The following is a 25,803-nucleotide window of genomic DNA, read 5'->3' as shown; positions in this document are numbered from 1 at the left end:
AGCTGCGAGGCAAGGGAGGCGCGCCATGGCCCAGACGATCCGATTGACGCTCGATGGCCGCGAGGTCGAGGCCGAGGCCGGCCAGACCATCTGGGAAGTGGCCAATGGCCGCGGCCTGGTGATCCCGCACCTGTGCCACAAACCGGCGCCCGGATACCGCCCCGACGGCAATTGCCGCGCCTGCATGGTCGAGGTCGAGGGCGAGCGCGTGCTGGTCGCGTCGTGCATCCGCGAGGCGCGCGACGGCATGGTGGTGACGACCGATTCCGCGCGGGCGACAAGCGCGCGCAAGATGGTGGTCGAAATGCTGCTTGCCGATCAGCCGGAGCGGGATACCTCGCACGATGCCTCCAGCCACCTGTGGGACATGGCCGACGCCAATGGCGTCACCCACAGCCGCTTTCCCAAGGTGGAGCGTGACCGCGTGCCGCTGCTCGACGACAGCCACGTCGCGATGCGCGTCAATCTCGATGCCTGCATTCAATGCAACCTGTGCGTCCGCGCCTGTCGCGACGTTCAGGTCAATGACGTGATCGGCATGGCCGGGCGCGGCCACGATGCCTATCCGGTTTTCGATCAGGACGACCCGATGGGCGAGAGCACCTGCGTCGCCTGCGGTGAATGCGTGCAGGCGTGTCCCACCGGCGCGCTGATGCCCGCCTCGGTGATGGACGACGCACAGCAGGGCGACAGCGCCGATTACGACGAGGAGGTGCAGAGCGTCTGCCCGTTCTGCGGTGTCGGCTGCCAGGTCTCGCTCAAGGTCAAGGATGGCAAGGTCAAGTATGTCGACGGGATCAACGGCCCGGCAAACGAGGGGCGGCTCTGTGTCAAGGGGCGGTTCGGCTATGACTATATCCACCACCCCCACCGCCTGACCAAGCCGCTGATCCGGTGTGAGGACGCGCCCGAGAAGGGCCTCAATGTCGATCCCGGCAACTGGCATCAGTTCTTCCGCGAGGCGGAGTGGGACGAGGCGCTCGATATCGCCGCCGGTGGCCTCAAACGGCTCAAGGACGCCCATGGCGGCGCGACCGTCGCGGGCTTTGGCAGCGCCAAATGCACCAATGAAGAGGCGTATCTCTTCCAGAAGTTCATCCGTCAGGGCTTTGGCCACAACAACGTCGATCACTGCACGCGGCTGTGCCATGCCTCCTCGGTGGCCGCATTGATCGAGAATGTCGGCTCGGGCGCGGTGACGGCCACGTTCAACGAGATCGAGAATGCCGATGTGGCGATCATCATCGGTGCCAACCCGATCGAGAACCACCCGGTCGCCGCCACCTATTTCAAGCAGTTCACCAAGCGCGGCGGCAAGCTCATCGTGATGGACCCGCGCGGCGTGGGGATGCGGCGGTTTGCGACGCATATGTTGCAGTTCAAGCCCGGCGCGGATGTCTCGATGTTGAACGCCATCATGCATGTCATCGTCGAAGAGGGTCTCTACGACCAGCAATATGTCGAGGCCTTCACCGAGAACTGGGAGGCCGAGAAAGAGCACCTTGCGCAGTTCCCGCCCGAAAAGATGGAGGCGCTCTGCGGCATTCCCGCCGACACACTGCGCGACGTGGCGCGCGAGTTTGCCGGGGCCAAGGCTGCCATGATCTTCTGGGGCATGGGCATTTCGCAGCATATCCACGGCACCGACAATTCGCGCTGTCTGATCTCGCTGGCGCTGATGTGCGGCCATGTCGGGCGTCCCGGCACCGGGCTGCACCCGCTGCGGGGCCAGAACAACGTGCAGGGCGCGTCGGACGCGGGGCTGGTGCCGATGTTCCTGCCGGATTACCAGACGGTGACCGATGATGGCGTGCGCCGCGCCTTTACCGAGGTCTGGAAATCGGGCGATTTCTCGGATCAGAAGGGCCTCACCGTGACCGAGATCATGGATGCGGTGCACGAGGACAAGATCAAGGGTATGTATATCCTGGGCGAGAACCCGGCGATGTCCGACCCGGATGTGGAGCACGCCCGCGACGCATTGGCCAGGCTGGAACACCTGGTGGTGCAGGACATCTTCATCACCGAGACGGCGAATTATGCCGACGTGATCCTGCCCGCGAGCGCGTTCTATGAAAAATCCGGCACCGTCACCAACACCAACCGGCAGGTGCAGATCGGGCGGCGCGCGGTCCCCCCTCCGGGTGAGGCGCGCGAGGATTGGTGCATCACCATGGCGCTCGCCAACCGGATGGACCTGCAATGGCAGTATGACAGCCCGGCGGATGTGTTCGCCGAGATGAAGATCAACATGCGCTCGCTCGACAATATCTCGTGGGAGCGGCTGGAACGTGAAAACGCCGTCACCTATCCGTGCAAGACGCCGGATGGCCCCGGCGAGGCGGTGGTGTTTGGCGACGGTTTCCCGCGCCCCGAGGGGCGGGCGCGATTTACCCCCGCCTCGATCATCCCGCCGGACGATATGCCGGACGTCGAGTATCCCATGGTGCTCACCACCGGGCGGCAACTCGAGCATTGGCACACCGGCTCGATGACCCGGCGTGCCAGCGTGCTCGACGCGGTGGAGCCCGAGGCCAACTGCTCGATCCACCCCGCGACCCTGCGCAAGATGGGGGTGGAGCCGGGCGGCATGGTGCGGCTGACCACCAAGCGCGGCTCGATCCGGATCATGGCGCGCGCTGACCGCGCGATTGCGCCGGACATGGTGTTCCTGCCCTTCGCCTATGTCGAGGCGGCGGCCAATATCCTCACCAATCCCGCCATCGACCCCTATGGCAAGATCCCCGAGTTCAAATACTCGGCGGTGCGCGTCGAACCCGCAGAGGTCGCGGCGGAATAAGCAACGGGGGCGGCCCGATGGACCGCCCCCGCTTCATCTTGCCGGAAATATTCCTCCCCGGCTCAGGCGTTCGGCAGGATCACGATCTCGACCCGGCGGTTCTGGCGCTTGCCCTCGGGGGTGAGGTTCGAGGCCACCGGCTGATCCTCGCCGCGGCCAAAGGCCTGGATACGCCGGTAGGACACGCCCCCCTGCGTCAGCACGTCGGCCACCGAATTGGCGCGGCGTTCCGAGAGGCTCTGGTTGTAGCTCGCAGAACCGTCGCTGTCGGTATGGCCGATCACCTGCACCGTGGTGTCGGGGTAGCGCTGCAGGCTGTCGGCCACCTTGAACAGGTCGTCGCGCAAGACCGGCGTCACGGTGGCGCTGTCGACGTTAAAGAGGATGTCCTGCGGCATGGTCAGGATGAGGCGGTCGCCGGTGTTGACGATGCGCACGTCATCGTCGAGCTGCTGGCGCAGTTCGGCTTCCTGGCGATCGAGCGCGTTGCCGATGGCCGCGCCGCCCGCGGCCCCGAGGATGCCGCCGATCACGGCCCCCTTGCCCTTGTCGTCGCTGACGATGGCCCCGGTGCCCGCGCCAAGGATGCCGCCGAGAATTGCGCCCTGCTTGGTCTTCTGGTTGGGGTCCTGGCCGGTGACATAGCCCGGATCGGTGCAGGCCGTCACCGCCAGAAGCGCCGTGCCTGAAAGAAGAAGGATCGGAGTGCGTGCCCGGATCATGATATTCGCCTCGTTGGTTGATCTGCCCGCTACATCGGGCGTGATGCGACGATATGCAATAACACACCCGTTCCCAAGTCGTTTTCCGCAACGGAAGCCGGGCGCATGCGGGCAGGATTCCGCCTAACCGTCGGCCCGCGCGCTTTCCCGCGCCAGCATCGCGCGCTTGACCGGCAGGCCCCAGTGATAGCCCCCGAGCCCCCCCGACTTGCGCAGCGCGCGGTGGCAGGGGATCAGCAGGCTCACCGGGTTGCGCCCGACGGCGGTGCCCACGGCGCGCACGGCGCGCGGGTGGCCGATGGCGCGGGCGATCTCGGAATAGGTGGTGACATGGCCCGAGGGGATATTGAGCAGCGCTTCCCAGACCTTGATCCCGAAGGGCGGGCCGATCATGTGCAGCCGCGCCTCGCCCCGCCCCGAAAAGGCCGCCGCGACCCACGGCGCGATGGCGTCGGCGTCCTCGACATAGTCCGCCTCGGGCCAGCGCGCGCGCAGGTCGCGCATGGCCGCGTCGCGCCCCACCTCGGCGGCAAAGGCCAGCCCGCACAGCCCGCGCCCGGTGCCCATCGCCAGCGCCTCGCCGAAGGGGCTTTGATACCAGCCATAGCGAATGGTCAGCCCCGCGCCGCGGCGGGCGAACTCGCCGGGGCTCATCGCTTCCCAGCGCAGGAACAGGTCGTGCAGCCGCCCGGTCCCCGACAGTCCGGCGGCCTGCGCCGCCTCCAGCGTGGTGAACCGCTCGTCGAGCAACCGGCGCGCGTGATCAAGTGCCAGGTATTGCCGGTAGCGCTTGGGCGAGACGCCCACCCATTGCGAGAAGAGCCGCTGGAAATGCGCGGCGCTCATGTCCATCGCGGCGGCCAGGCCCTCGAGCGTGAGGGAGTCGCCCCGCGTGTCGATCACCTCGATGGCGCGGCGCATGACGTTGTAGTGATAGCTTTGTTCGAGATCGGTCATCGGCATGTCCTGACGGCTTTGCCACAAGATAGGCAGGCCGTGCGCGCCCCGCGACCCGAATGTTGCGCATCCCGCCAAATCCCGGCATTAAGCGGGCATGGCGCGCCAACTCGATTACCATGCGATCCGCGAGATCTTTACCCGTTTCGCGGCCGCCGAGCCCGAGCCCAGGGGTGAGTTGGAGCATGTCAACGCCTTCACACTCGTGGTTGCGGTCGCCCTCTCGGCGCAGGCCACCGATGTGGGCGTGAATCGCGCGACGCGGGCGCTCTTCGGGATCGCCGACACGCCGCAGAAGATGCTGGACCTTGGCGAAGAGGGGCTGATCGGGCATATCAGGACCATCGGCCTCTACCGCAACAAGGCGAAAAACGTGATGAAACTCAGCCGCATCCTCGTCGAGGAGTACGGCGGAGAGGTGCCCAATTCCCGCGCGGCGCTGCAATCGCTGCCGGGTGTGGGGCGCAAGACCGCCAATGTGGTGCTCAACATGTGGTGGCATTACCCGGCGCAGGCGGTCGATACGCATATCTTTCGTGTCGGAAACCGCAGCGGCATCTGCCCGGGCAAGGACGTGGTCGCCGTCGAGCGCGCCATCGAGGACAACGTGCCGGTGGATTTCCAGCGCCACGCGCATCACTGGCTGATCCTGCACGGGCGCTATACCTGCCGCGCGCGCAAGCCCGCCTGCGGCACCTGCCTCATCCGTGATCTGTGTTTATTCGAGGACAAGACCCTATGACAAAGTATCAGGCCGTCGGCATCGGCAACGCCGTGGTGGACGTGATCGGCCAGTGCGACGACGCCTTTCTGGCCCGGATGGGCATCGACAAGGGCGTGATGCAACTGATCGAAACCGAGCGCGCCGAATTTCTCTACGAGAACATGACCGACCGGCGGCAGATGCCGGGCGGCTCGGTCGCCAATACCATCGCGGGGCTCGGCGCGCTCGGCCTCGCGACCGGCTTTATCGGACGTGTCAGCGATGACGAATTGGGCCACTATTACGCACGGGCGATGGCCGAGGTCGGCACCGATTTCGTCAACGCCCCGCGCAGCGACGGCGTGTTGCCGACCTCGCGCTCGATGATCTTCGTCTCGCCCGATGGCGAACGGTCGATGAACACCTATCTCGGCATCTCGACCGAACTGGGTGAGGAGGACGTGCCCGAGGACGTGGCCGGGCAGGCGGGGCTTTTGTTCCTTGAGGGGTATCTTTTTGACAAGCCCAAGGGCAAGGCGGCGTTCGAGCAGGCCGCGCGCGCGGCGCGGGCGGGCGGCGGCCGCGCGGGGATCACGCTGTCGGACCCGTTCTGCGTCGAGCGCCACCGCGGCGATTTCCGCGGGCTGCTGCGCGAGCTCGACTACGTGATCGGTAACGAGCACGAATGGTGCGCGCTCTACGAGACCGACGATCTCGGCGCGGCGCTGGAACAGGCGGCGCAGGAAAGCGGGCTCATTGTCTGCACCCGCTCGGGCCATGACGTGGTGCTGGTCGAGGGCGAGGAGACGGTTACGGTGCCGGTGCACGCGGTGACGCCGGTGGACACGACCGGCGCAGGCGATCAGTTCGCCGCCGGGTTGCTCTACGGGCTGGCCACGGGGCAACCGCTGGACGTGGCGGGGCGCATGGGCTGCATCGCGGCGGCGGAGGTGATCGGCCATTACGGCGCGCGGCCCGAATCCGATGTCCGGGCGCTGTTTGCCGCCGAGGGGCTGATCTGATCGACAGGCGCGCGCGTGTCGCGGTCTTGTTTTGAGTATTTCAGCCAAGAAGAAACGCAAGGGTTTGTTAACAACGCCGTGACATGCTCGGCTTGCGGTACAGGCTGGAGAGCCGATGACCGCCCAAGGAGAAGCCGCGCCCGGGTGTTGCGTGTGTCAAACCCGGGCGCGCACCTGCTGTTTCTTCTTGGCCGTCAATACTCCGGGGTGAATTGGCCGCAGGCCAAGAGGGGCAGCGCCCCTCGCGTGGCCGCCTACATGGCAGCGTGGAAAAGCCCGGTGAGGGCGTCCTCGGTCAGCGCGACCGGGTTGCCGCCGCAGGAGGGGTCGCGGATGGCCCCGGCGACAAGAGCCGGGACCGCGTCCCCTGTAATCCCGAGCGCCGCCAGACCGCGGGGAATGCCGAGCCGGTCGTTGAACTCCTGCACGAAGGCGCGAAACCCGTCGAAGCCGCGCTCGATCCCGAGATAGCCCGCGGCGCGGTCGAAGCGGGCGGCGATGGCCGGGGCATTGAAATCGAGCACGGCGGGCATGCAGACCGCGTTGGTGGTGCCGTGATGGGTGTTGAAATGCGCGCCCACCGGGTGGCTCATGACGTGGATCGCGCCGAGCCCCTTCTGGAACGCGGTCGCCCCCATCGCCGCCGCGCTCATCATGTGGGCGCGGGCCTCGATGTCGTCGGGGGTATGACAGGCGCGGGGCAGGTTTTCGATCACCAGCCGCATCCCTTCAAGCGCGATGCCCTGGGACATCGGGTGGTAATGCAGCGAGGAGAACGCCTAGACGCAATGGGCGAAGGCGTCGAGCCCGGTGCCGGCGGTGATCGCGGGCGGCAGGCCCACGGTCACTTGCGGATCGCAGATCACCGTGGCGGGCAGCATCCTGGGGTGAAAGATGATCTTCTTTTCGCGGGTTTCCGGGTTGGTGAGCACGCCCGCGCGCCCCACCTCGGAGCCGGTGCCGGCGGTGGTGGGCACCGCGATGATGGGTGCGATGGCCGCCGCATCCGCGCGCGTCCACCAATCGCCGACATCCTCGAAATCCCAGACCGGCCGCGTCTGCCCGGCCATGAAGGCCACGCATTTGCCGAGGTCGAGCCCCGAGCCGCCGCCGAAGGCGATGACCCCGTCATGCCCGCCGGCCGTGTAGGCCGCGATGCCCGCCGCGAGGTTGATCCCGGTCGGGTTGGGGGCGACCCCGGAGAAAATCGCCGCGGCCAGCCCGTCTGCGCGCAGGAGGGCGAACCCGCGCTGCAATTCGTAATCGGTCACGGCGCGGTCGAAATCCTCCTGCTCGACCTCGGCCGCACGGGTGTAGTGATCGACCACCGCATCGCCGAAGGCACACCGCAGCACGGCCGAATTGCGGAAGGTCCCGGTGGCGGCACGCAGGGTGTGGGGGACGTCGGGTATGTCCTCCATGGCGTAGACATCGCCGCTGACCGGCGGGGCGAGGTCGAGCCCTTCCTCGATCCCGGCGAGCCCGGCGGCAAGCTGGGCCGCGCAGGCGAGGTAGGGGTTCATGTCCGATCCGGGGATGCGGCATTCGATGCGGACCGCGCCGGTGCTCTCGCCCACGAGGCGGAACCCGGCGGTGCGGTTGTCGATCGACCACGCCGCCTTGGTCGGCGCGAAGGTGCCGGGCACGAAGCGTTTGTAGCTGTTGATATAGGGGGCCATGAGCATCATGCAGTCGGGGGCGTATTTCAGCAGCCCCGCCACGTATTGGCGCATGGTCTGCGACATGCCATGCGCGCCGTCCGCATCGGCAAGCACGGTTTCGCCGTCCCGGAACAGCGACTGGTGGATATGCGCGGCGCTGCCCACGCGGTCCGCGTGCCATTTCGGCAGGAAGGTTGCCGCGTGGCCCTTCTGTACCGCGATCTCCTTGACCGCGTGCCTGGCCAGCGTGTGGCGGTCGCAGGTGGTGAGCGCGTCGCCGTAGCGGATGTTGAGCTCTTCCTGCCCGACCTCGGCCTCGCCCTTGGTAGTCTCCACCGGGATGCCCATGGCGCAGAGCGCGCCCCGCACCGGGCGCAGTACGTGCTCGTCGCGGGTGGAGAGCAGTATCGAGTAATCCTGGTTGTATTTCACCAGCGGGTCGAGCGCGCGGTAGCCGCTGGCCCTGATCTCGTCATACGAGCGCTCGAAGAGGAAGAACTCCAGTTCGGTCGCCACCATCGGGGTGAGACCCATGGCCCCGGCACGGGCCATTTACGCCTTGAGCACCTGCCGGGACGAATGGGGCGCCGGGGCGTGGCTGCGATGGTCAAGGAAATCGCACAGCACCAGCGCGGTGCCGTCGAGCCACGGCACCGGGCAGAGCGTCGAAAGGTCGGGCTTCATCGTGTAGTTGCCATAGCCGGCCGCCCAGCCTGTGGCGGCATAGCCGTCCGGCGTGGCCATCTCGAGATCGGTGGCCAGCAGGTAGTTGCAGCAATGGGTTTCCTCATGCCCGCCTTCGAGGAAACCGGCGATGTGAAAGCGCTTGCCGACGAGCCGTCCCTGCATGTCCACGGCGCAGGCGGGCACGGTGTCGATCTCGCCGGTTTCGGCCATGGCCGCGAGGGCGTCGAGCGTGAGGGCAGGCATGGGGCGGCTCCGGTCGGGGGCGCGCTCACATGTAGCCGCGCACGAGGCTCGCGGCGAGCAGCGACCAGCCATCGGCGATGACGAAAAAGGCGAGCTTGAACGGCAGCGAGACGATGGCGGGCGGCACCATCATCATGCCCATCGACATCAGCACGGCGGCGATCACCAGGTCGATAATGAGAAACGGCAGAAAGATCAGGAAGCCGATCTGGAAGGCGCGGGCGATCTCCGACAGCATGAAGCTCGGCACCAGCACCGAGAGCGGCGCGTCAGGCCCCGCCGCGATGCCCGCGGCATCGGGGCGCAGCGCCGCCATCGCCGCGAAGGTGGCACCGTCGAGCCGCGCGGCCATGAAGCCGCGAAACGGCCCGATGGCGCGCGGCAGCGCCTCGTCGAGGGTGATTTCCTCGGCCACGAGCGGCGCGATCCCGGCCTCCCAGGCGGCGGTGAAGGTGGGCTCCATCACGAACCAGGTGAGAAACAGCGCGAGGCTGACCAGCAGCATGTTGGGCGGCGATTGCTGTAGCCCGATGCCCTGCCGCAGGATCGACAGCACGGTGATGATGAACGGGAACGATGTGATCATCACGGCAAGCCCCGGCGCGAGGCTCAGCACGGTGATCAGCGCGATGAGCTGGATCGCGCGGCCCGAGAGCGAGCCGCCCTCCCCCAGCGAGATCGAGATGTCCTGCGCCTGTGCCGGGGTGGCGGCGAGCAGCACCAGCGCGAGGGCCGGAGCCAGGAGCGGCGCGGCGCGGGCGGCGCGGGGCGGTGTCATCCCAGCCCGTCGCGCAGGTTGGCCACCTCGGTGAGGCGCACGGCGAGCTGTCCGTCGCCGTCGCCCTCGACCTCCTCGAGCTGACCGCGCGCGATCAGCCGTTCGCCGATATAGAGCTCGACCGCGTCATCGACGCGCCGGTCGAGCGGCAGCACCGCGTCGCGTCCCAGCGAGAGCAACTCGCGGATGGCGGGCCTTGCTTTGCCCACCGAGACGGTGATCTCGATCGGCACGGCCGAGAACGGGTTGGACATGTCCGCGGCGGTTGCGGAGGCGTGGTCGGCTGGGGTGTCGGTCATGCGCTGGTCTTTCCTTGCTGGGTCTGGTCGAAAAATCCGTGGATCGCGGCGTCGATCCCCGCGAGCACCCCGGCGAGGTCGATCTCGTGCTCGGCCTCGCCGAAGCGCAGCAAGACCTGCCCGGGGCCGAGCGTGTCGTCCTCGGCGAGCGTGGCGCCGAGATCGGGCCGCGCCTCGAGCAGGTGCGCGAGCCGCGTCGCGTCGTCCGGGGAGGCGGCGATCTCGATCGCGCGGCGGCCCTGGTCCCGGGCGAGCTCGTCCAGCATCCCGGCCACGCGCGGCCCGAGGCTCTCCTGTGCGAGCCGGGGCAGCACCGCCGACGTCACCTGCGCGAGCAGGGGCCGCAGCGCCTGCAGCACGGCCGCGTGGGCCTCCTCGTAGGTAAAGCTGAGATCCTGAAGGTTCTGCGCGAGATCGGCGGTGATCCGGCGGGCATCCCCGGCCTGCGCCTCGACGGCGTCGTCCCACCCGGCGCGATAGCCGGTCTCGAAGGCGGCGAGCCGCTCGTCCTCGAGCGAGACATCGGTGAGGGTGATCTCGTGGCCGTCCCGCACGGCGTCGAAGTCCTCGAGCAGGTGGGAAATGGACATCAGGGCCTCTCCTCTTCGCCTTCGAGCCAGGTGCGCAGGATTTCCACGGTCTCCTCCTGACGCTCGCCGATCATCGCGCGCAGGCGCGCTACCGGGTCCTCGGGCCGCGGCCCGGCGCCGCCGGGCGACGCGATGCGCGACGCGGCGGGGCCGCCGCCCGTGCCGTTTTCGCCGGAGACGAGCGACAGGCCGCTCTCGTCGAACTCGCCCTCGTCGATCTCTCCGGTGAGCGGCGTGGCGGTATCCGCGTCGGCGGCCCCGTCTGCCTTGGCCCCGGCCGGGCGCGCGGCCGCGCCGAGCCGCGCCGGGGCCGGCGGCGGGCGCAGCAGCACCGGCCGCAGCACGAACAGCCCGAGCACCAGCGCCACGAGCCCGAGCACGAGACCCTGCACCAGCGACATCGTGTCGATGACCAGCCGGTCCAGCAGGCCGGGGGCGGCCAGCGTCCCGATCGGGGCGGCGGCCTCGAACGGCAGCGCCCGCAGGGTCAGCGCATCGCCGCGCTCGGGATCGAGCCCCACCGCCGAGGCGACCAGTTCGCGCAGCGCGGACAGCTCCTCCTCGGGGCGGGGCGGGGCGTCGGCCGCGCCGCCGGTGCTGTCGCCGGGCAGCGCGTTGACCAGCACCGCCACGCTCATCCGCCGGATCGCGCCGGGCGCGGTCACCACCTCGCGCTCGGTGGTCGAGACCTCGTAATTCACCCGCTCGCGGGTTTCCTCGCGGTTGCTGGTCGCATCCGCGCCGCCGCCGGCATCGCCGTCGGGCAGGTTCGAGGCGACGGTGACGGTGCCGCCGGTGCCCGAGGCCGTCTCGGTGGTCTCCTCGGTATCGGTGCTGATCGCCACGCGGCTCTCGGGGTCGAACCGCCGTTCACGGACCGATTCGCTGCGCGTCTCGGTCTCGAGCGCGACCTCGACCACCGCGTTGCCGGGGCCGACGCGCGCCTCCAGCAGGCGCAGCGCGCGCAGGCGCAGCGCCTCGGCGCGGGTGTCGGGGGCGTTGGCGGGCGTGTCCTCGGCGGCCCCGATCAGCCCGCCCTGGCTGTCGATGATGGCGACATCCGCGGGCGCGAGCCCGGCCACGGCGGAGGCCACGAGAAATTGCAGCGCCCGCGCGTGCCGCGGCGAGAGCTCCTGCCCGTCGGTGGTGACCGAGACCGAGGCGGAATGGCGCAAGTCGCGCTGGAACGGGTTGGACCCGGACGCGGCGAGGTGCACGCGCACGGCGCTCACCGCCCGGTGCGCGAGGATGGTGCGCGCAAGCTCGCCCTCCTTGGCGCGCCAGTAGGCGGCGTCGAACATCTGCGATGTGGTGCCGAAACCCGACAGCCCGTCGAGAAGCTCATAGCCCTTGGTCGAGTTGGCCGGCAGCCCCTCGCCGGCCAGCGTCATGCGCAGCCCGTCGCGCTCGGGCGCAGGCACGAAGATGGCGTCGCCGCGGACCTCGTGGGCGACGCCGCGCTGTTCGAGCGCGGCGATCACGTCGCCCGCCGCCGGGGCATCGAGCCCCGCGTAGAGCAGGCTCATCGACGGGATGGCGGCCATGCGCGCGAGCCCGAGAACGGCGGCGAACATGGCCAGCGTCGCCACCCCCACGATGAGGCGGCGCCGCGTGTCGAGCGCGTTCCACAGGCCGAGAATCTGCTGCACGATGATGCCTCCTGACGATCGGCGTTCTGCCGGCCGGTGGGGTCATCCTTCCTGCATCAGGCTTAACATTCGGTTAGTTCCTGCCGGGTTATGATGCCCGTGTTGGCCAGAAGAGGGGACCGTGTGATGGCGGATGAAGAGGAGACGACGGACACACCGGAGCGCGCCGCGCCGTCGCGGCTGCCGCTGATCGCCGGGCTGGTGCTGGCGCTCGCGGCGGGCGGCGCCGGGTTCTATGCCGTGCGGGCCGGCCTCCTGCCCTTCGGCCCCGGCGCGGACGGACAGGCGGCGGACACACAGACCGGTGGTGGCGGCGACGGTCGCGCGCGCGCGATGCACGAGGCGGTCGATTTCGGCCACCTTGTCTATGTACCCGTCGAGCCGCTGGTGATCTCGATTGCCGATGACGGGCGCAGCCGCCACCTGCGCTTTCGCGCCGAGCTTGAGGTGTCCGACGACGCCGAGCACGAGGTGATCCGCGTGATGCCGCGCATCGTCGATGTGCTCAACACCTACCTGCGCGCCCTGCGGCTCACCGATCTCGAGGAAAGCGCGGCGTTGCCGCGGCTGCGCGCGCAGATGCTGCGGCGGGTGCAGGCGGTGGTGGGCGCGGCGCGGGTGAACGACCTGCTGGTGATGGAATTCGTGCTCAACTGAAGGGAGGCGGAGATGGAGCTGATTGCGGATATCCTGCTGGTGGCCGGAGCCCTCGCGGCGGGTCTCTACTGCCATGTGCTGGCCCGAAGGCTGAGCCGGTTCAACGATCTCGAGAGCGGTGTGGGCGGCGCGGTCGCGGTGCTGTCGGCGCAGGTCGATGATCTCGCGCGCACGTTGCAGGATGCGCAGGCCGCCGCCGGGGCCGAGAGCCGCTCGCTCGCCACGCTCACCGGTCGCGCCGAAGCGGTCGCCAAGCGGCTGGAGCTTCTGGTGGCCGCCATGCACGACCTGCCAGAGCCCCCGGCCCCGCCAGAGCCACCAAAGACCGCAGGCAACGGTGCGGCCCCGGTGTTCCGCCGCCACCCGCCACCGGGTGACGGGGGGACAGCATGAAGCGCGCGCGGCCCCGGTTCCGGATGCGCCCGCGCGGGACGCTGGCGGTGATCGCGGCGCTTCTCGTAGCCTCGGCGCTGGTCCGGCTCGGCGACGGCGCGGGCCGGGCCATGGCGCGCACCGATACGACCGCCGGAGAGGCCCCCGCCCCGGGCGAGACACCCGCCGACCTGCAGCGCCTGCTTGACGACATGATGGCGCGCGAGGCGCGCCTCGCCGAGGACGAGGCCGCGCTCGCCGACCGCCGCGCGGCGCTGGCGCTGGTCGATGCCGAGACCGCGCGCAAGCTCGACGAGCTCGCGGCGGCGGAGGAGTCGCTGCGCCGCACGGTTGCGATCGCAGAGACCGCCGCCGAGGATGATATCGCGCGGCTCACCAGGGTCTACGAGACGATGAAACCCAAAGAGGCCGCCGCGCTCTTCGAGCAGATGGACGCGCGATTCGCCGCCGGCTTCCTCGCCCGGATGCGGCCCGAGGCGGCGGCGGGGATCATGGCCGGGCTGTCGCCCGGGGCCGCGCACACGATCAGCGTGGTGCTGGCCGGGCGCAACGCGGCGCGGGAATGACCGGCGCCAGGTCAGGCTTTCTTAACCCGCCGGTGGCAGGATGAAGGCCGGTTGGATGAGGCGGAGAGAGCGATGATCGGCATCCTTGGCATCGTGGTCGTGTTGGTGATGGTGTTCGGCGGCTACCTCATAGCCGGCGGCAAGCTCGACATCATCCTGCATGCCGCGCCGTTCGAGCTCATGATCATCGGCGGGGCCGCCATCGGTGCCTTTCTCATCGGCAACGACGTCACCACCATCCGGCACACATTCCGGAGCCTGGGGCGCGTGTTCAGGGGCCCCCGCTGGAAACCCGGGGATTACCGCGACCTGCTTTGCCTGCTGTTCGCGCTGATCCGCCTCGCACGGCACAACCCGGTCGCCGTGGAGGAGCATATCGAGGCACCGGCCAATTCGGCGATCTTCAGCAGGTATCCCCGCATCCTCGCCGATCCCGAGGCGGTCTCGCTGATCGGCGACACGCTGCGCTCGGCCTCGATGAACTATGACGATCCCCACCAGGTCGAAGAGGTGCTCGACAAGCGGATGGAGGCGCAGCTACAGCACGCGCTGCACCCCAGCCACGCGCTCCAGACGATGGCAGACGGGCTCCCCGCGCTCGGCATCGTCGCCGCCGTGCTGGGGGTCATCAAGACCATGGCCGCGATCGACCAGCCGCCGGAGATCCTCGGCAAGATGATCGGCGGCGCGCTCGTCGGCACCTTTCTGGGGGTGTTCCTTGCCTACGGGTTCGTCGGCCCCTTTGCCAGCCGTCTGCGTGACGTGATCGAGGAGGACGCCCATTTCTACAAGCTTATCCGGGAGGTTCTGGTGGCCAATCTTCATAACCATTCGGCCAATATCTGTATCGAGGTGGGGCGGCAGAACACGCCCTCGCACAACCGTCCCGGCTTCGGCGATCTCGAGGAGGCGCTCAAGGTCACGCGGCAGGAGGCTGCATGATCCGCGCGCGGGCCGCCACGATCCTCGCGGCATGGCTGGCGCTCTTGCTTGCCGCGCACGCGCCCCCTGCCGCCGCGCAGACTGTCTCCGTGCGCTCCGGCGCGCATGACGGGTTCGACCGGCTCGTGTTCGACATGCCGGGGCGCAGGCCCTGGCGGGTCGTGCCCCGCGCCGACGGGGCCTCGGTGATCTTCGACGGGAACGGGCCGCGATTCGACTTCGGTGCGGTGTTCGAGCGGATCGACCGGCAGCGGCTGCGCGCGATCTCCGCGCCCGATGGCGGCGGACAGGTCGATCTCGTCTTCGACTGCGACTGCAGGATCGCGCCGTTCTGGCATGCGGGTGACATGCTTGTGATCGACATCGCCGATTCCCCGCCCGCCGCCGATCCCGCCGCCGCCGATCCCGCCGCCGCCGATCCCGCCGCCGCCGATCCCGCCGCCGCTCCGCCCGCCGCCGATCCCGTTGTCGATACTCCGCCCGCCGTCGATCCCGTCGCCACGCCGCCCGCCGCCGATGCCGTCGCCGCCCCGCCCGCTGCCACGCCACCCGCCCCGCCCGCGCCACCCGCCGCCGATGGCGCCGGGCTGCGGCGGCCGTCCACCGCCGGTGCGGCGCTGGCCACGCGGCTCGACGGCCGTAGCGGCCCGCCGATCGCGGCCCTGCCGGAGGTCCCGGACACACCGCCGGTGGACGGGTTCGATGCCATGCGATCGGTTCTCGGACAGCAGCTTGGCCGCGCCGTGAACCAGGGGCTGGTGACCCCCGCCACGGACCGGCAGGGCCGTGATCCGGGGCCGCCCGTCCCGCCACCCGCGCCCCCGGGTGCGCCACCGCCCGCCGGTGCCGGGATTGCGGCAGGCCGTTCCACCGTGCCGGGCCTGCGCATCACGACCAGCATGGACCGTGACGCAAACGGGCCGCCGCGGGCGGACCGTGCCGCGAAAACCTGTCCGCCGACGGCGCATCTCGATGTGCCGGCGTGGGGCGGCACGCGGCCTTTTGCCCTCGAACTGGGGCACCTCAACGGCACGCTGTTCGGCGAGTTCGACACCGTGCAGGAGGCCAACGCCTTGCGCCTCGCGCGTCTCTATATCCATTTCGGCTTCGGTACCGAGGCGCGGCAGGTGCTTGGCTGGCTCGATCCCGGCGCGCCGGAGGTCGCCCGCGCGCACGATCTTTCCCGGCTCGTGGAGGGGGCGCCGCTGGCCGCCGGGGCCGCGCTCGCCGGCGCGCTGGGCTGTGGCGAGCCGGGTGTGCTCTGGGCGATCCTCGCGGGGCCGGACCTGCCCGAGGGTGCCGTGTTCGATCACCGCGCCCTCCGGCGGTCCTTTGTCGCGCTGCCCGTGGGCTTGCGGCGCGCGTTTGGCCCCGCCCTCGTGCAGCGGCTCCTGGACGCCGGGCATCGCGAGACCGCCGACGCGATCCTGCGGCACCTGCGCGGGGGCGATGCGCCGTCGGACGCCGAAACCGGCCTGGCGCGCGCCGCGCGGGCCGTGGAAAGGGGCGAGGACGCGGCGGCCGAAGCGGCATTGCGCGCGGTGACCCGAAGCAATTCCGAGCAGACCGGCATCGCGCTGGCCGAGACCATCGAGCGCGCGCTCGCGCGGGCGGCACCGGTGGATTTCGACGATGCGCAACTGGCCGGGGCGCTGGCCTTCGAACATCGCGGCACGCCGCTCGGCGGACGGCTCGCGCAGGCCTACGTCTCGGCGCTCGCCGCGTCCGGTGCGTTTGCCGAGGCAATGAGCGAATTCGAGCGGTTGCGCAGGTCTCTGGAGGACGTGGAGGCGGCTCGGGTCGCGTCCGTGCTGGTGGTTTATCTGGTGCGGCAGGCCGACGATGTCACCTTCCTGCGCGCCATCACGGGCGACCGCATCGCCGCGCCCGGCTCGCTTGACGCCCCCGCCGCGCTGGGTGCCGCGCGCCGGTTGCTTGCGCTGGGCTTTCCGGGCCAGGCGGCGCGCCATGTCGCGCGGGGGCAGGGCGTCTGGCCTGGGGCGGAGGGCGCGGCGCGGCGCGAGGTGCGTGCGCGGATCGCGCTGATGCAGGCGCGCCCGGCCGCGGCGCTCCGGGAGCTTCTGAGCCTCGACGGCGAGGCGCTCGACCTGCTGCGCGCCGAGGCGCTCGTCGCGCGCGGCGATCACGGCACGGCGCGGCGGCTCTTCGCCGCCCGGGGTGCCGACCGCCGGGCCGACCGGGCCGCGCTGCATACGCACCGGGCCGCGGCAATGGCACAGGCGGAAGACCCGTCGCTGCGTGCGCTGGGGGACATCCTCATGCGCGACGCCGCCGCCCCGGCGGCGGCGGGTGTGGCGGGTGTGGCGGACCTGTCGGCGCATCGCGCGCTGCTGGAGCGCAGCACGGCGCTGCGCGGGGCCATGGCGCGGCTGCTCGCCACGACCCCGGCGCAGGCCGTGACGCAATAGCAATCGCGCCGCGGCTAACCGAATCTCAACGATGACCGCGCAGGCTCGGGCACGGTACCGCCACCGCCGTCACACAAGCAGGGAGGGTCCCCGTTGCCAGACCGCCAGCCACCTCTCTCCAACGTCCCCGCCCCGGCCCGCCGATGCCGCGCCTGACCCGCGCCCGGCTGTTTCAGCCCACGGTGCTGCTGGCACTGGCGCTGATGGCGATCATCGTGATGATGATCCTGCCGGTCCCGTCCTGGGTGCTCGACATCGGCCTTGCCGCCTCCTTCGCGCTGGCGATCCTGATCTTCACCGTCACGCTGTTCATCGAGCGGCCGCTGGATTTCTCGTCCTTCCCGACGATCCTGCTGGCGTCGCTGATGCTGCGCCTGTCGCTCAACGTTTCCTCGACCAAGCTGATCATCGGCCAGGGCCACAGCGGCACCGGAGCCGCCGGCCACGTGATCGAGGGATTCGCCGATTTCGTCATGGGCGGCAGCGTCTTTCTCGGGCTCGTCGTGTTCGGCGTGCTGCTCATCGTGAATTTCCTGGTCATCACCAAGGGGGCCGCGCGCATGGCCGAGGTGGGCGCGCGCTTCGCGCTCGACGCGATGCCGGGCAAGCAACTGGCGATCGACAGCGACCTGTCCGCCGGGGCCATCTCGCACGAGGAGGCGCGCGAACGCCGCGACCGCGACCAGCAGGAGACGACCTTTTTCGGCTCGCTCGACGGCGCGTCCAAGTTCGTCAAGGGCGACGCCATCGCCGGGCTGCTCATCACGCTGCTCAACCTGGTGATGGGCCTCGCCATGGGCACGCTGGTCCATGACATGGCGCCGGGCGACGCGTTCGAGACCTACGCCATCCTGACGGTCGGCGACGGGCTGGTGACGCAGATCCCGGCGGTGGTGATCTCGATCGCGGCGGCGCTGCTGCTGGCGCGCGGCGGCACGCTGGGGGCGACCGACACCGCGATCACCGGCCAGATCCTGCGCCACCCTGCGGCGCTGGTGACGGTGGCGGTGCTGATGGGGCTCTTCGCGCTGGTGCCCGGCCTGCCCTTCGTGCCCTTCATCATCGGGGCGCTGGCGCTCGGGGCCGTCGCCATCTCCGGTCTGCGCCGCGCGCAGGAGGCGGAGGCCGTGCCCGAGGACACCGCCGCCGCCACGCCCGCGCCCGAGCCGTCGATGGGCGACATCCTCGAACTTGACGACATCCATGTGGAATTCGCGCCGGACCTCATCAACATGGTGCTCGACCCAGGCGAGGGGCTCGACGCGCGCATCGCCAACATGCGACGCCATATCGCCACGCGCTATGGGCTGATCCTGTCCGAGATCCGCCTGACCGACGAGTCCGCGCTCGAACCCGGCACCTACGCGATCCGCATCCACGGCGTCGAGCAGGCCCGCGCCGGGCTGCGCGCGGATCATGTCCTCGTCCTCGATCCCGACGGACACCCCGGGCTGCCCGCGGGTGAGACGGTGCGCGAGCCCGTCTATCAGGCCCCGGCGCGCTGGATCCCGGCGGCGGCGCGCGACACCGCGGTTCTGGGCGGCGCGACCGTGGTCTCGCCCGGCGAGGTGCTGGCCACGCACCTGCTGGAGATCATCCGCCGCAATCTCGGGCGGCTGCTGACCATGAAGGCGATGCGCCGCCTGCTCGACGAGATGGTCAACCTCGCCGATACGGGCCGCGCCGAGGCCAACCGCAAGCTGCTCGAGGAGATGATCCCCGACCGCGTCGCGCCGGACCTCCTGCACGGTGTGCTGCGGCTGCTGCTGGCCGAGCAGGTCTCGATCCGCAACCTGCCGCTGATCATCGAGGCGGCCGCCGAGGGGCGGCAGGGCGGGGCGGGTGCCGAGACGGTGTGCGAGCAGGTGCGCCAGCGGCTCGGCTTTCAGATCGTGGGCGAGCTGACGCGCGCCGACGGCACGCTGCCGCTGATCCAGCTCGCCCCGGAATGGGAGGAGCGGTTCCTGTCGCATCAGGTCGAGGCCGAGCGCGGCCGCCCCGACGTGGCGCTGCCGCCAGAGCTGTTCAACACGCTCACCGGCGGCATCGCCGCCGAGGTCAACACCGCGCTGGAGCGCGGAATCAGCCCGGCGGTCATCACCTCGACGCAGCGGCGGCGTTTCCTGCGCATGGCGCTCGCCGCCAGGCAGGTGCGCGCGCCGGTCCTGTCGTTCGAGGAAATCGGCGTCGAGACGCAGCCGGCGCTGGTGGGCGTGGTGGCGGCATGACCGGGATCGAGGCGCTGATCCGGCTGTCGCAGGATGTGCTCTGGCTTCATGCGCTGGTGTTCTTCCGGGTGGCACCGATGATCGCGCTGTTTCCCGGCTTCGGCGAGCGCACGGTGCCGGTGCGTATCAAGCTGGTCCTCGCGCTGGCGCTGACGGCGATCACCGGCCCGGCGCTGGCCCCCGCGCTCGGGCCTCTGCTGGCCGGGCACCCCGATCTCGCCCGGCTCATCCTGACCGAAACCGGCATCGGCCTGCTGCTCGGCATCGGCATCCGCCTGTTTGTGCTGGCGCTGCAGACCGCGGGCTCCATCGCCGCGCAATCGACCTCGCTGTCGCAGATCCTCGGCGGGGCGAGCATCACGCCGATGCCCGCCATCGGCCACCTGCTGGTGACCGGGGCGGTGGCGCTGGCGATGATCCTCGGCCTGCATCTGCGCCTTGCCGAATTCGCGATCGAGAGCTACCGGCTGTTCCCGCCCGCCCGCCTGCCCGGGGCGGCGGACGTCGCGGAGTGGGGCACGGGCCGGGTGGCCCGCGCCTTTGCGCTGGCCTTCACGCTGGCCGCGCCCTTCGTGATCGCCTCGATGCTCTACAACCTCACGCTCGGCGTCATCAACCGCGCCATGCCGCAGCTCATGGTCGTCTTTGTCGGCGCCCCCGCGATCACGGCGGCGGGGCTGGTTCTGCTGTTCCTGCTCGCACCCGCGATGCTCGGCATCTGGGCGGCGGGGCTCGGCGGGTTCCTCGCCGATCCGGTCGGGGGCGGATGATGGCCGGGCAGGAGGATGACAGCGACAAGACCCACGAGGCGACCGCGCACAAGCTGCAAAAGGCGCGCGAGAAGGGCGAGCTCGCGCGCTCGGCCGATCTCAACACCGCCGGGTCCTACGCGGGCTTCCTGCTCGCGGTGGTCGCGGCGGGGGCGGGGGCCGTGGATGAGGCCGGATCGCTGATGATGCGCCTGCTCGATCAGCCCGACCGCCTCGCGCCGCTGGTGTTCCAGGGCGGGCCGGGGATGGCTGCGCTCGGCGGGATCCTGCTCGGGGTCGGCGTCGCGCTCTCGGCGTTCTTCCTGCTGCCCGGCGTGGCGGCGCTGCTGGCGGTGGTGGCGCAGCGCAGCCTCGTCTTCGCCGCCGCGCGGCTGGAGCCAAAGCTCTCGCGGATCGACCCGGTGGAGAACGCCAGGAACAAGTTCGGGCCGAGCGGGCTCTTCGAGTTCGCCAAGAGCACGGTCAAGCTGGTGGCGTTTTGCGGTCTTCTCGGGGCTTATCTCGGCGGGCAACTGCCGCGCATGGCCGCATCGCTTCATGCCGATCCCGGCCAGGTCGGGGCGCTGATGGCGCGCATGGCGATCGAGTTCCTGGCCGTGGTGGTGGTCATCGCCCTGCTCGTCGGTGCGGCGGATTTCTTCTGGCAGCGTTTCGACCATGCCCGCCGCCAGCGCATGTCGCACAAGGAGGTCCGCGACGAGCACAAGGAGCACGAGGGCGATCCGCACATGAAGCAGCAGCGCCGCCGCAAGGGGATGGAGATCGTCTCGGGGCGGATGATGGAGGATGTGCCGACGGCGGATGTGGTGATCGTCAACCCCACCCATTACGCCGTCGCCCTGCGCTGGAGCCGGGCACCGGGCGCGGCCCCGGTCTGCGTGGCCAAGGGGGTCGGTCACCTGGCCCTGCGCATCCGCGATCTGGCCCGCGAGAACGGCGTGCCGGTGCACCACGACCCGCCCGTGGCCCGCGCGCTCCACGCCGGGACCGGGATCGGCGAGGAAATCGACCCGCGCCATTACCGCGCGGTGGCCGCCGCGATCCGCTTTGCCGATGCGATGCGCCGCAAGGCGCGGCATTTCGGATGACGGGCGACGGCCATGCCGCGCTCTGCGCGCTGACCGATGCGCTGCACCAGCGCGAGGCGGCGCGGCTGCGCGCCCTGCGCGACGAGGAGGTCCGGCTGCGCGCGGCGCTCGACCGGCTCGACGCGCAGGCCCGCGACGCCCGCGCCCTGCCGCAGGAGGCGCTGCGCGGGTTGCGCGAGATCGGGGCCGACATCGTCTGGCAAGGCTGGCTGACGCGGCAGCGGGCGGCGCTCCGGGATGCGCTCGCGCGGGTGCTGGCGCGCAGGGAACAGGCCCTGCCGGCGCAGCGGCGCGCCTTTGGCAAGGCCGAGGCGGCGCGCGCGCTCGGCGCGCAGGCGCGGACCGTGGCGCGCGACCGGGCGGCGCGGCGGCGGGCCGCGCTGCTGACTGAACTGGGGGCAGTGGCACGGATGCGGACGCCGCCCGGCAACGGGCCGGATCAGGTGTCCTGACGCGTGATCGCGGTGATGAGCACGCGGCGCGCCACCTCGCCGAGCAGGTCGCGCGCCACCTCCGACAGCATGCGGCGCAACACGTCCATGCTGTCGGCATTGGTGAATTCCCCGTCGAACCCGCCGCGATTGGCGTGGTCGAACAGCACCTGCAGGAAGCCGTCGCGCAGCTTGGGTTCGCGCGCGTAGACGGCCTCGGCGTTGCCCGGAACCACCTCGATGCTGAGCGACAGCACCACCATCGCGCCGATCCGTTCGTCCTCGAGGATCGGCACGATGAACTGGTTGTTGAGCCCGATGAAATCGCTCGGACCGGTGTCCGGGGCGGTGTCCGGGCCGGTGTCCGTGGCGGGCGTTGCGGCGGTGTCTCCGGGCGGTGCGGCGGGCGCGGGCACAAGCAGCAGCCCCGCGCCCACGCCCGCCCCGGCACCGGCGATCGCCATCAGAACGGGCAGCAGAAAGCGCATCATCTGTGGTCCTCCCCGGCCACGGCTCAGAACGGCAGGATCGCGTCGAGCACCTGCTGGCCAAGCCGCGGTTGCTGCACATCGGTGATCTGGCCCCGCCCGCCATAAGAGACGCGCGCGGCGGCGATCTTGTCATGGGTGATCTCGTTCTGCCGCGAGATGTCCTCGGGGCGCACGAAGCCGCTGACGAGAAGCTCGCGCAGCTCGAAATTCACCCGCACCTCCTGGGTGCCGCTGATCCGCAGGATACCGTTGGGCAGCACTTCGGTCACCGTCGCCGCGACCCGCAGGGTCAGCTCCTCGCTGCGGCTGACCGATCCGTCGCCCCCCGAACTGCCCGAGGACTCGATCCCCACGACCCGGTCGAACCCGGCCCCCGCGGGCAGGTCCGCGTCGGCCCGCTGCGGCAGGCTCAGCAGGTCGGGCACCGACAGATCCTCGGACGCGGTGCGCCGCCGCGAGGTGGCGTTGGAAATCTCCGCCTCTTCGTCGATCTCGATCACCACGGTGAGAATGTCGCCGCGCCGCGCCGCGCGCCGGTCGCCCAGAAGCGAGCGCCGCCCGCCGCTCCACAGCGACGGCTCCTGCAGGGGCGCGCGATGCGCCGTCGCCATCGGCAGGCCGGGGTCGAGCATGGCGACCTGCTCGCCGCCCTCCTGCGCGGGGCTGAGGTCCGGCGGCTTGCCGATATGGCCGACCCGGTCGCAGCCCGCGAGCGCGAGGACGACGAGAAGCGTGCGGAACATCGCTGGCGTGGTCATGCTGCCCCCTATGGTGACACTTCGATGCGCCCCGACGCGGTGACGCGCCCGGTCACGGTGGCGCGCGACGAGAGGTTCATCACGCGCAGGTATTCGCCGGCCCCCGCCCGCGCGAGCGCGCGGCCCTCGGCCTCGATCCGCAGCGCGCCGCGGACATAGACCAGCGGCACCACCTGGTTGCGCTCGACCACCGCGGGCACGCCGATATCGCCCGCCCGGATCGGTCGGCCCGGATAGAGCGCGACGCGCGCCTCGCGGCCGATCACCGCCTCGAGCGTCAGGCTGCCCGATCGCGGCCCGTCGCGCAGGACCACGTCGTCGGGCGCGATGATCTCCTGCGGGCGGATCACGCGCACCGGTTCGACCCGGTCGGCCCGCGCCGGCAGCGCCGCGGCCAGCGCGATGATCAGGAGGCCCGTGCGCATCACCGCACCTGCGTGGTGGCCGCCAGCATCTGGTCGGCGGCGGTGATGACCTTGGCATTCAGCTCGTAGCCGCGCTGCGCCTCGATCAGTTCGGTGATCTCGCGCACCGGATCGACCGAACTGTCCTCCAGATAGCCGTGGCGCAGCGTGCCGAGCCCGTCCTCCCCGGCAGTGCCGGCATTGGGCGGCCCCGACGCCTCGGTCTCGCGGAACAGGTTGCTGCCGATCGCCTCGAGCCCCTTGGAATTGGTGAAACCCGCGAGGTTGAGCTGGCCAAGCGGCTGCGCCTCGGCGGCATCGTCGAAGAAGACGAACACCTCGCCCTCGGGGGTGATCGACAGGCTGCGCGCGTCGTCGGGGATGGTGATCTCGGGGGCCACCGGGAAGCCGTCCGAGGTCACGATCAGCCCGTCGGCAGAGCGCTTGAGCCCGCCGTCGCGGGTGTAGGCGGCCTGGCCCGAGGGCAGCGTCACCTCGAGAAAGCCGGCCCCGTCGATGGCCATGTCGAGATCGCCGCCGGTCTGGCGCAGCGAGCCCTGCGACAGGTGGATGGAGATCGCCGAGGGCCGCACCCCGAGCCCGAGCTGCACACCGGTGGGCAGCACCGAGCCATCCGCGGCGCTGATCGTGCCCGCGCGCGAGACCTGCTGATAGTGCAGGTCGGCAAATTCGGCGCGGCGCGCGTTGTAGCCGGTGGTGGACATGTTGGCGAGGTTGTTGGAAATCGTCTCCACCCGCATCTGCTGGGCGGCCATGCCGGTGGCGGCGATCTTGAGAATGCGCATGTCGTGGCTCCTCCTGGTCAGCGGATGAATGTGTCGAGCGCGTCACGCACGCGCTGGTTCTCGGTCTCGAGAAAGCTCTGCCCCATCTCGTAGGCGCGCTGCACCTCGATCAGCCGCGCGATCTGGGTCATCGGCTCGACATTGGAGCCCTCCAGAAAGCCCTGCTTGATGCGGCCCCCGATCACCGGCTCGATCCCGTCGGGGGCCTCGTGGAGATTGCCGCCTGCGCGGATCAGCGCGCCGTCGCCCGCCGGGCGGAACAGGCCGAGCTGCGCCAGCGGCCGGCCGTCGCCGCTCAGCGTGCCGTCGGCGGCGAGCCCGGGCGCGCCGCTGCCGGGCGGCACAAAGACCGGCGCACCGCCCGCGTCGAGCACGCGAAAGCCGCTCGCTGTCACCAGATCGCCGGCTGCCGACAGGGCAAACGCCCCGTTGCGGGTCAGCCGCTCGCCCCGCGGCGTCTCGACCAGAAAGAATCCCTCGCCCTCGATGGCGAAATCGAACGCCCCGCCGGTGGCACCGAGCGCGCCCTGCGCGACCGAGGTCACGGCGATGTTGCCGCGCGCCATCGACAGCGACGGACCGTCCCCCGCGCGGCGCACGAATTCCGAGAACACCAGCCCCTCGGCCCGGTAGCCGGCGGTCGCGGCGTTGGCGATGTTGTTGGCCACGATCTGCATCTCGCGCATCAGCCCGGTTTGCCGGGTGAGCGTGGCATATCCTGCGGCGTCCATGTCTCAGCCTCCGATGATGAGCGGCACCAGCCGCTCCTGAAAGAAGGTCACGAGCGTCTGCGTCATGAAGCCCATGCTGAGCCAGAAGGTGACGACGATCGCGCCGAGCTTGGGCACGAAGGTGAGGGTCAGTTCCTGGATCGAGGTGAGCGCCTGGAAGAGCCCGACCAGCAGCCCGGCAAGCAGCGCCACCACGAGGATCGGCAGCGACACGATCAGCGCCACCCAGAGCCCCTCGCGCAGCGTGTCGTAGAAGAGGATCTCGTCGCCCATCGGATCACACCGGCATCCGCAGGATCTGCTGGTAGGCCTCGACCACGCGGTCGCGCACGGTGACGGCGGTCTCGACGGCAAGCTCGGTCTGCACCAGCGCCTGCACCAGCGAATGCGGGTCGGCCCCGCCGGTCATGGCGGCGATGGCGGTCTCCTCGCCCTCGCGCAGCGTGGCGGCGAAATCGCGCGCCAGCGTGGCGGCGGGCGCGGCGGGCTCGCCGCCGGGAGCGGGCCCGGTGGCGCGGCGCAGGTCGGCATAGCCCTGCGTGGCGTTGAGTGCGGAAACATCCATTCTGGATCTCCTTTGTGGCGTCGTCTGTGGCGTCGTCAGCGGCGCGCGATCATCGGCGCAGCAGGTCCATCAGCCCCGAGGACATGTCCCGCGCCTGGGTGAACATCTTGAGATTGGCCTCGTAGCTGCGCTGCGCCTCGCGCGCGTCGGCGATCTCGATCATCAGGCTGACGTTGGAGCCCTGGTAATGGCCGGTCGCGTCGGCGAGCGGGTGGGCGGGGTCGTAGACCCGGCTCAGCGGGCTCCGGTCGAGCCGCACCGGTCCGGGCGCAACCCCGCCGTGCACCGCGTCCGACGCCTCGAAGGCGACGGTCTTGCGCCGGTATCCGGGCGTGTCGGCATTGGCGATGTTCTCGGCCACATGGCGCAGCCGCTGCGCCTGGGCGCGGAGACCGCTCGACGAGACCGACAGGGCGTTGGAAAACTCGCTCAT

Annotated in this window: 27 protein-coding genes and 1 pseudogene; 12 read left to right on the top strand and 16 right to left on the bottom strand. The window is 70.3% G+C overall.

Annotated elements, in window-relative coordinates:
- The first annotated feature begins 25 nt into the window (after positions 1–25).
- The gene (gene fdhF / locus ACFFU4_RS02175) at positions 26–2,800 is read left to right on the top strand and encodes a formate dehydrogenase subunit alpha (RefSeq protein ID WP_377066594.1); all 2,775 of its coding nucleotides are present in this window, start codon (positions 26–28) and stop codon (positions 2,798–2,800) included.
- A gap of 62 nt (positions 2,801–2,862) precedes the next feature.
- On the opposite strand, the gene ACFFU4_RS02170 is transcribed toward fdhF, so the two are convergent.
- Both ACFFU4_RS02170 and ACFFU4_RS02165 read right to left on the bottom strand, forming a co-directional pair.
- Positions 2,863–3,522, bottom strand: coding sequence for a YiaD family glycine zipper/OmpA-like lipoprotein (locus ACFFU4_RS02170; RefSeq protein ID WP_377066592.1), 660 nt, complete (start codon positions 3,520–3,522; stop codon positions 2,863–2,865).
- Positions 3,523–3,645: 123 nt separating this feature from the next.
- The gene (locus tag ACFFU4_RS02165; RefSeq protein ID WP_377066590.1) at positions 3,646–4,479 is read right to left on the bottom strand and encodes a methylated-DNA--[protein]-cysteine S-methyltransferase; all 834 of its coding nucleotides are present in this window, start codon (positions 4,477–4,479) and stop codon (positions 3,646–3,648) included.
- A gap of 97 nt (positions 4,480–4,576) precedes the next feature.
- Here ACFFU4_RS02165 and nth point away from each other — a divergent pair, with 97 nt between their 5' ends.
- Positions 4,577–5,221, top strand: a complete 645-nt coding sequence (gene nth, locus ACFFU4_RS02160) for an endonuclease III (RefSeq protein ID WP_377066588.1) — start codon at positions 4,577–4,579, stop codon at positions 5,219–5,221.
- Positions 5,218–6,204 carry an adenosine kinase gene (locus tag ACFFU4_RS02155; RefSeq protein ID WP_377066586.1) on the top strand — a complete coding sequence of 329 codons (987 nt, stop codon included), beginning with the start codon at positions 5,218–5,220 and terminating at the stop codon, positions 6,202–6,204. The genes nth and ACFFU4_RS02155 overlap by 4 nt, the downstream gene beginning before the upstream one ends.
- 254 nt (positions 6,205–6,458) lie before the next feature.
- Here ACFFU4_RS02155 and ACFFU4_RS02150 read toward each other — a convergent pair.
- From ACFFU4_RS02150 to fliF, 6 genes and pseudogenes are all read right to left on the bottom strand, one after another.
- Positions 6,459–8,417: pseudogene (locus ACFFU4_RS02150) on the bottom strand (iron-containing alcohol dehydrogenase).
- Complete coding sequence (locus ACFFU4_RS02145) at positions 8,418–8,795, bottom strand: type I glutamate--ammonia ligase (RefSeq protein ID WP_377066584.1); 378 nt, start codon at positions 8,793–8,795, stop codon at positions 8,418–8,420.
- Positions 8,796–8,820: 25 nt separating this feature from the next.
- Complete coding sequence (fliP, locus tag ACFFU4_RS02140; protein WP_377066582.1) at positions 8,821–9,573, bottom strand: flagellar type III secretion system pore protein FliP; 753 nt, start codon at positions 9,571–9,573, stop codon at positions 8,821–8,823.
- Complete coding sequence (locus ACFFU4_RS02135) at positions 9,570–9,872, bottom strand: FliM/FliN family flagellar motor switch protein (protein WP_377066580.1); 303 nt, start codon at positions 9,870–9,872, stop codon at positions 9,570–9,572. The genes fliP and ACFFU4_RS02135 overlap by 4 nt, the downstream gene beginning before the upstream one ends.
- Positions 9,869–10,462 (bottom strand): FliH/SctL family protein, encoded by a 594-nt coding sequence (locus tag ACFFU4_RS02130; protein WP_377066578.1) that lies wholly within the window; start codon positions 10,460–10,462, stop codon positions 9,869–9,871. The genes ACFFU4_RS02135 and ACFFU4_RS02130 overlap by 4 nt, the downstream gene beginning before the upstream one ends.
- Positions 10,462–12,111 (bottom strand): flagellar basal-body MS-ring/collar protein FliF, encoded by a 1,650-nt coding sequence (fliF, locus tag ACFFU4_RS02125; protein ID WP_377066576.1) that lies wholly within the window; start codon positions 12,109–12,111, stop codon positions 10,462–10,464. Before fliF ends, ACFFU4_RS02130 begins: the two co-directional genes overlap by 1 nt.
- A 126-nt stretch (positions 12,112–12,237) precedes the next feature.
- Here fliF and ACFFU4_RS02120 point away from each other — a divergent pair, with 126 nt between their 5' ends.
- The 9 genes from ACFFU4_RS02120 to ACFFU4_RS02080 all read left to right on the top strand — a co-directional run bounded on the left by ACFFU4_RS02120 (position 12,238) and on the right by ACFFU4_RS02080 (position 21,636).
- Entirely contained in the window at positions 12,238–12,768 is a 531-nt protein-coding gene (locus ACFFU4_RS02120) for a flagellar basal body-associated FliL family protein (protein WP_377066574.1), read from the top strand.
- A 12-nt stretch (positions 12,769–12,780) separates the two neighbouring features.
- The gene (locus tag ACFFU4_RS02115) at positions 12,781–13,161 is read left to right on the top strand and encodes a hypothetical protein (protein ID WP_377066572.1); all 381 of its coding nucleotides are present in this window, start codon (positions 12,781–12,783) and stop codon (positions 13,159–13,161) included.
- Positions 13,158–13,727, top strand: a complete 570-nt coding sequence (locus ACFFU4_RS02110) for a MotE family protein (protein ID WP_377066570.1) — start codon at positions 13,158–13,160, stop codon at positions 13,725–13,727. Before ACFFU4_RS02115 ends, ACFFU4_RS02110 begins: the two co-directional genes overlap by 4 nt.
- Positions 13,728–13,799: 72 nt before the next feature.
- Positions 13,800–14,669: a flagellar motor stator protein MotA gene (motA, locus tag ACFFU4_RS02105; RefSeq protein ID WP_377066568.1), complete on the top strand. Its 870-nt coding sequence runs from the start codon at positions 13,800–13,802 to the stop codon at positions 14,667–14,669.
- On the top strand, positions 14,666–17,098 hold the full coding sequence (locus tag ACFFU4_RS02100; RefSeq protein ID WP_377066566.1) for a hypothetical protein: 2,433 nt from the start codon (positions 14,666–14,668) through the stop codon (positions 17,096–17,098). The genes motA and ACFFU4_RS02100 overlap by 4 nt, the downstream gene beginning before the upstream one ends.
- A 143-nt stretch (positions 17,099–17,241) precedes the next feature.
- Positions 17,242–19,326 carry a flagellar biosynthesis protein FlhA gene (flhA, locus tag ACFFU4_RS02095; protein WP_377066564.1) on the top strand — a complete coding sequence of 695 codons (2,085 nt, stop codon included), beginning with the start codon at positions 17,242–17,244 and terminating at the stop codon, positions 19,324–19,326.
- Positions 19,323–20,096, top strand: coding sequence for a flagellar biosynthetic protein FliR (locus ACFFU4_RS02090; RefSeq protein ID WP_377066562.1), 774 nt, complete (start codon positions 19,323–19,325; stop codon positions 20,094–20,096). Before flhA ends, ACFFU4_RS02090 begins: the two co-directional genes overlap by 4 nt.
- On the top strand, positions 20,096–21,184 hold the full coding sequence (locus tag ACFFU4_RS02085) for an EscU/YscU/HrcU family type III secretion system export apparatus switch protein (protein ID WP_377066560.1): 1,089 nt from the start codon (positions 20,096–20,098) through the stop codon (positions 21,182–21,184). Before ACFFU4_RS02090 ends, ACFFU4_RS02085 begins: the two co-directional genes overlap by 1 nt.
- Positions 21,181–21,636 carry a hypothetical protein gene (locus ACFFU4_RS02080; RefSeq protein WP_377066558.1) on the top strand — a complete coding sequence of 152 codons (456 nt, stop codon included), beginning with the start codon at positions 21,181–21,183 and terminating at the stop codon, positions 21,634–21,636. Before ACFFU4_RS02085 ends, ACFFU4_RS02080 begins: the two co-directional genes overlap by 4 nt.
- On the opposite strand, the gene ACFFU4_RS02075 is transcribed toward ACFFU4_RS02080, so the two are convergent.
- Genes ACFFU4_RS02075 through flgC form a run of 8 tightly spaced genes read right to left on the bottom strand, consistent with a single transcriptional unit; the run spans position 21,624 to position 25,803 of the window.
- Entirely contained in the window at positions 21,624–22,106 is a 483-nt protein-coding gene (locus tag ACFFU4_RS02075; protein ID WP_377066556.1) for a flagellar basal body-associated FliL family protein, read from the bottom strand. The genes ACFFU4_RS02080 and ACFFU4_RS02075 overlap by 13 nt on opposite strands.
- Before the next feature lie 23 nt (positions 22,107–22,129).
- A complete protein-coding gene (flgH, locus tag ACFFU4_RS02070) occupies positions 22,130–22,864 on the bottom strand; it encodes a flagellar basal body L-ring protein FlgH (protein WP_377066554.1) in 735 nt (244 codons plus the stop codon).
- Between the two features lie 8 nt (positions 22,865–22,872).
- Positions 22,873–23,289 carry a flagellar basal body P-ring formation chaperone FlgA gene (gene flgA, locus ACFFU4_RS02065; protein ID WP_377066552.1) on the bottom strand — a complete coding sequence of 139 codons (417 nt, stop codon included), beginning with the start codon at positions 23,287–23,289 and terminating at the stop codon, positions 22,873–22,875.
- Complete coding sequence (gene flgG, locus ACFFU4_RS02060; protein WP_377066550.1) at positions 23,289–24,074, bottom strand: flagellar basal-body rod protein FlgG; 786 nt, start codon at positions 24,072–24,074, stop codon at positions 23,289–23,291. The genes flgA and flgG overlap by 1 nt, the downstream gene beginning before the upstream one ends.
- 17 nt (positions 24,075–24,091) lie before the next feature.
- On the bottom strand, positions 24,092–24,805 hold the full coding sequence (locus tag ACFFU4_RS02055; RefSeq protein WP_377066548.1) for a flagellar hook-basal body complex protein: 714 nt from the start codon (positions 24,803–24,805) through the stop codon (positions 24,092–24,094).
- Positions 24,806–24,808: 3 nt separating this feature from the next.
- Positions 24,809–25,078 carry a flagellar biosynthetic protein FliQ gene (locus ACFFU4_RS02050; RefSeq protein ID WP_377066546.1) on the bottom strand — a complete coding sequence of 90 codons (270 nt, stop codon included), beginning with the start codon at positions 25,076–25,078 and terminating at the stop codon, positions 24,809–24,811.
- 4 nt (positions 25,079–25,082) lie between these two features.
- On the bottom strand, positions 25,083–25,370 hold the full coding sequence (fliE, locus tag ACFFU4_RS02045; protein ID WP_377066544.1) for a flagellar hook-basal body complex protein FliE: 288 nt from the start codon (positions 25,368–25,370) through the stop codon (positions 25,083–25,085).
- A 49-nt stretch (positions 25,371–25,419) separates the two neighbouring features.
- Positions 25,420–25,803 carry a flagellar basal body rod protein FlgC gene (gene flgC / locus ACFFU4_RS02040; protein ID WP_377066542.1) on the bottom strand — a complete coding sequence of 128 codons (384 nt, stop codon included), beginning with the start codon at positions 25,801–25,803 and terminating at the stop codon, positions 25,420–25,422.

Origin of the sequence: Roseovarius ramblicola (assembly GCF_042430665.1) — a bacterium.
In the GTDB taxonomy this organism is placed as follows: domain Bacteria; phylum Pseudomonadota; class Alphaproteobacteria; order Rhodobacterales; family Rhodobacteraceae; genus Roseovarius; species Roseovarius ramblicola.
Note: the sequence above shows the minus strand (reverse complement) of the source record. Positions and strands in the feature narration are given on the sequence as shown.

Bases quoted from the DNA above. Each gene is read 5' to 3' on its own strand.
- flgG (WP_377066550.1), bottom strand. From the start codon at position 24,074: ATGCGCATTCTCAAGATCGCCGCCACCGGCATGGCCGCCCAGCAGATG.
- flgC (WP_377066542.1), bottom strand. From the start codon at position 25,803: ATGAGCGAGTTTTCCAACGCCCTGTCGGTCTCGTCGAGCGGTCTCCGC.
- ACFFU4_RS02090 (WP_377066562.1), top strand. From the start codon at position 19,323: ATGACCGGGATCGAGGCGCTGATCCGGCTGTCGCAGGATGTGCTCTGG.
- ACFFU4_RS02100 (WP_377066566.1), top strand. From the start codon at position 14,666: ATGATCCGCGCGCGGGCCGCCACGATCCTCGCGGCATGGCTGGCGCTC.
- fliE (WP_377066544.1), bottom strand. From the start codon at position 25,370: ATGGATGTTTCCGCACTCAACGCCACGCAGGGCTATGCCGACCTGCGC.
- ACFFU4_RS02130 (WP_377066578.1), bottom strand. From the start codon at position 10,462: ATGTCCATTTCCCACCTGCTCGAGGACTTCGACGCCGTGCGGGACGGC.
- flhA (WP_377066564.1), top strand. From the start codon at position 17,242: ATGCCGCGCCTGACCCGCGCCCGGCTGTTTCAGCCCACGGTGCTGCTG.
- ACFFU4_RS02085 (WP_377066560.1), top strand. From the start codon at position 20,096: ATGGCCGGGCAGGAGGATGACAGCGACAAGACCCACGAGGCGACCGCG.
- ACFFU4_RS02135 (WP_377066580.1), bottom strand. From the start codon at position 9,872: ATGACCGACACCCCAGCCGACCACGCCTCCGCAACCGCCGCGGACATG.
- ACFFU4_RS02120 (WP_377066574.1), top strand. From the start codon at position 12,238: ATGGCGGATGAAGAGGAGACGACGGACACACCGGAGCGCGCCGCGCCG.
- fdhF (WP_377066594.1), top strand. From the start codon at position 26: ATGGCCCAGACGATCCGATTGACGCTCGATGGCCGCGAGGTCGAGGCC.
- fliP (WP_377066582.1), bottom strand. From the start codon at position 9,573: ATGACACCGCCCCGCGCCGCCCGCGCCGCGCCGCTCCTGGCTCCGGCC.
- ACFFU4_RS02115 (WP_377066572.1), top strand. From the start codon at position 12,781: ATGGAGCTGATTGCGGATATCCTGCTGGTGGCCGGAGCCCTCGCGGCG.
- flgA (WP_377066552.1), bottom strand. From the start codon at position 23,289: ATGCGCACGGGCCTCCTGATCATCGCGCTGGCCGCGGCGCTGCCGGCG.
- flgH (WP_377066554.1), bottom strand. From the start codon at position 22,864: ATGACCACGCCAGCGATGTTCCGCACGCTTCTCGTCGTCCTCGCGCTC.
- ACFFU4_RS02145 (WP_377066584.1), bottom strand. From the start codon at position 8,795: ATGCCTGCCCTCACGCTCGACGCCCTCGCGGCCATGGCCGAAACCGGC.
- ACFFU4_RS02155 (WP_377066586.1), top strand. From the start codon at position 5,218: ATGACAAAGTATCAGGCCGTCGGCATCGGCAACGCCGTGGTGGACGTG.
- motA (WP_377066568.1), top strand. From the start codon at position 13,800: ATGATCGGCATCCTTGGCATCGTGGTCGTGTTGGTGATGGTGTTCGGC.
- ACFFU4_RS02080 (WP_377066558.1), top strand. From the start codon at position 21,181: ATGACGGGCGACGGCCATGCCGCGCTCTGCGCGCTGACCGATGCGCTG.
- ACFFU4_RS02050 (WP_377066546.1), bottom strand. From the start codon at position 25,078: ATGGGCGACGAGATCCTCTTCTACGACACGCTGCGCGAGGGGCTCTGG.
- ACFFU4_RS02075 (WP_377066556.1), bottom strand. From the start codon at position 22,106: ATGATGCGCTTTCTGCTGCCCGTTCTGATGGCGATCGCCGGTGCCGGG.
- ACFFU4_RS02170 (WP_377066592.1), bottom strand. From the start codon at position 3,522: ATGATCCGGGCACGCACTCCGATCCTTCTTCTTTCAGGCACGGCGCTT.
- ACFFU4_RS02110 (WP_377066570.1), top strand. From the start codon at position 13,158: ATGAAGCGCGCGCGGCCCCGGTTCCGGATGCGCCCGCGCGGGACGCTG.
- nth (WP_377066588.1), top strand. From the start codon at position 4,577: ATGGCGCGCCAACTCGATTACCATGCGATCCGCGAGATCTTTACCCGT.
- ACFFU4_RS02055 (WP_377066548.1), bottom strand. From the start codon at position 24,805: ATGGACGCCGCAGGATATGCCACGCTCACCCGGCAAACCGGGCTGATG.
- ACFFU4_RS02165 (WP_377066590.1), bottom strand. From the start codon at position 4,479: ATGACCGATCTCGAACAAAGCTATCACTACAACGTCATGCGCCGCGCC.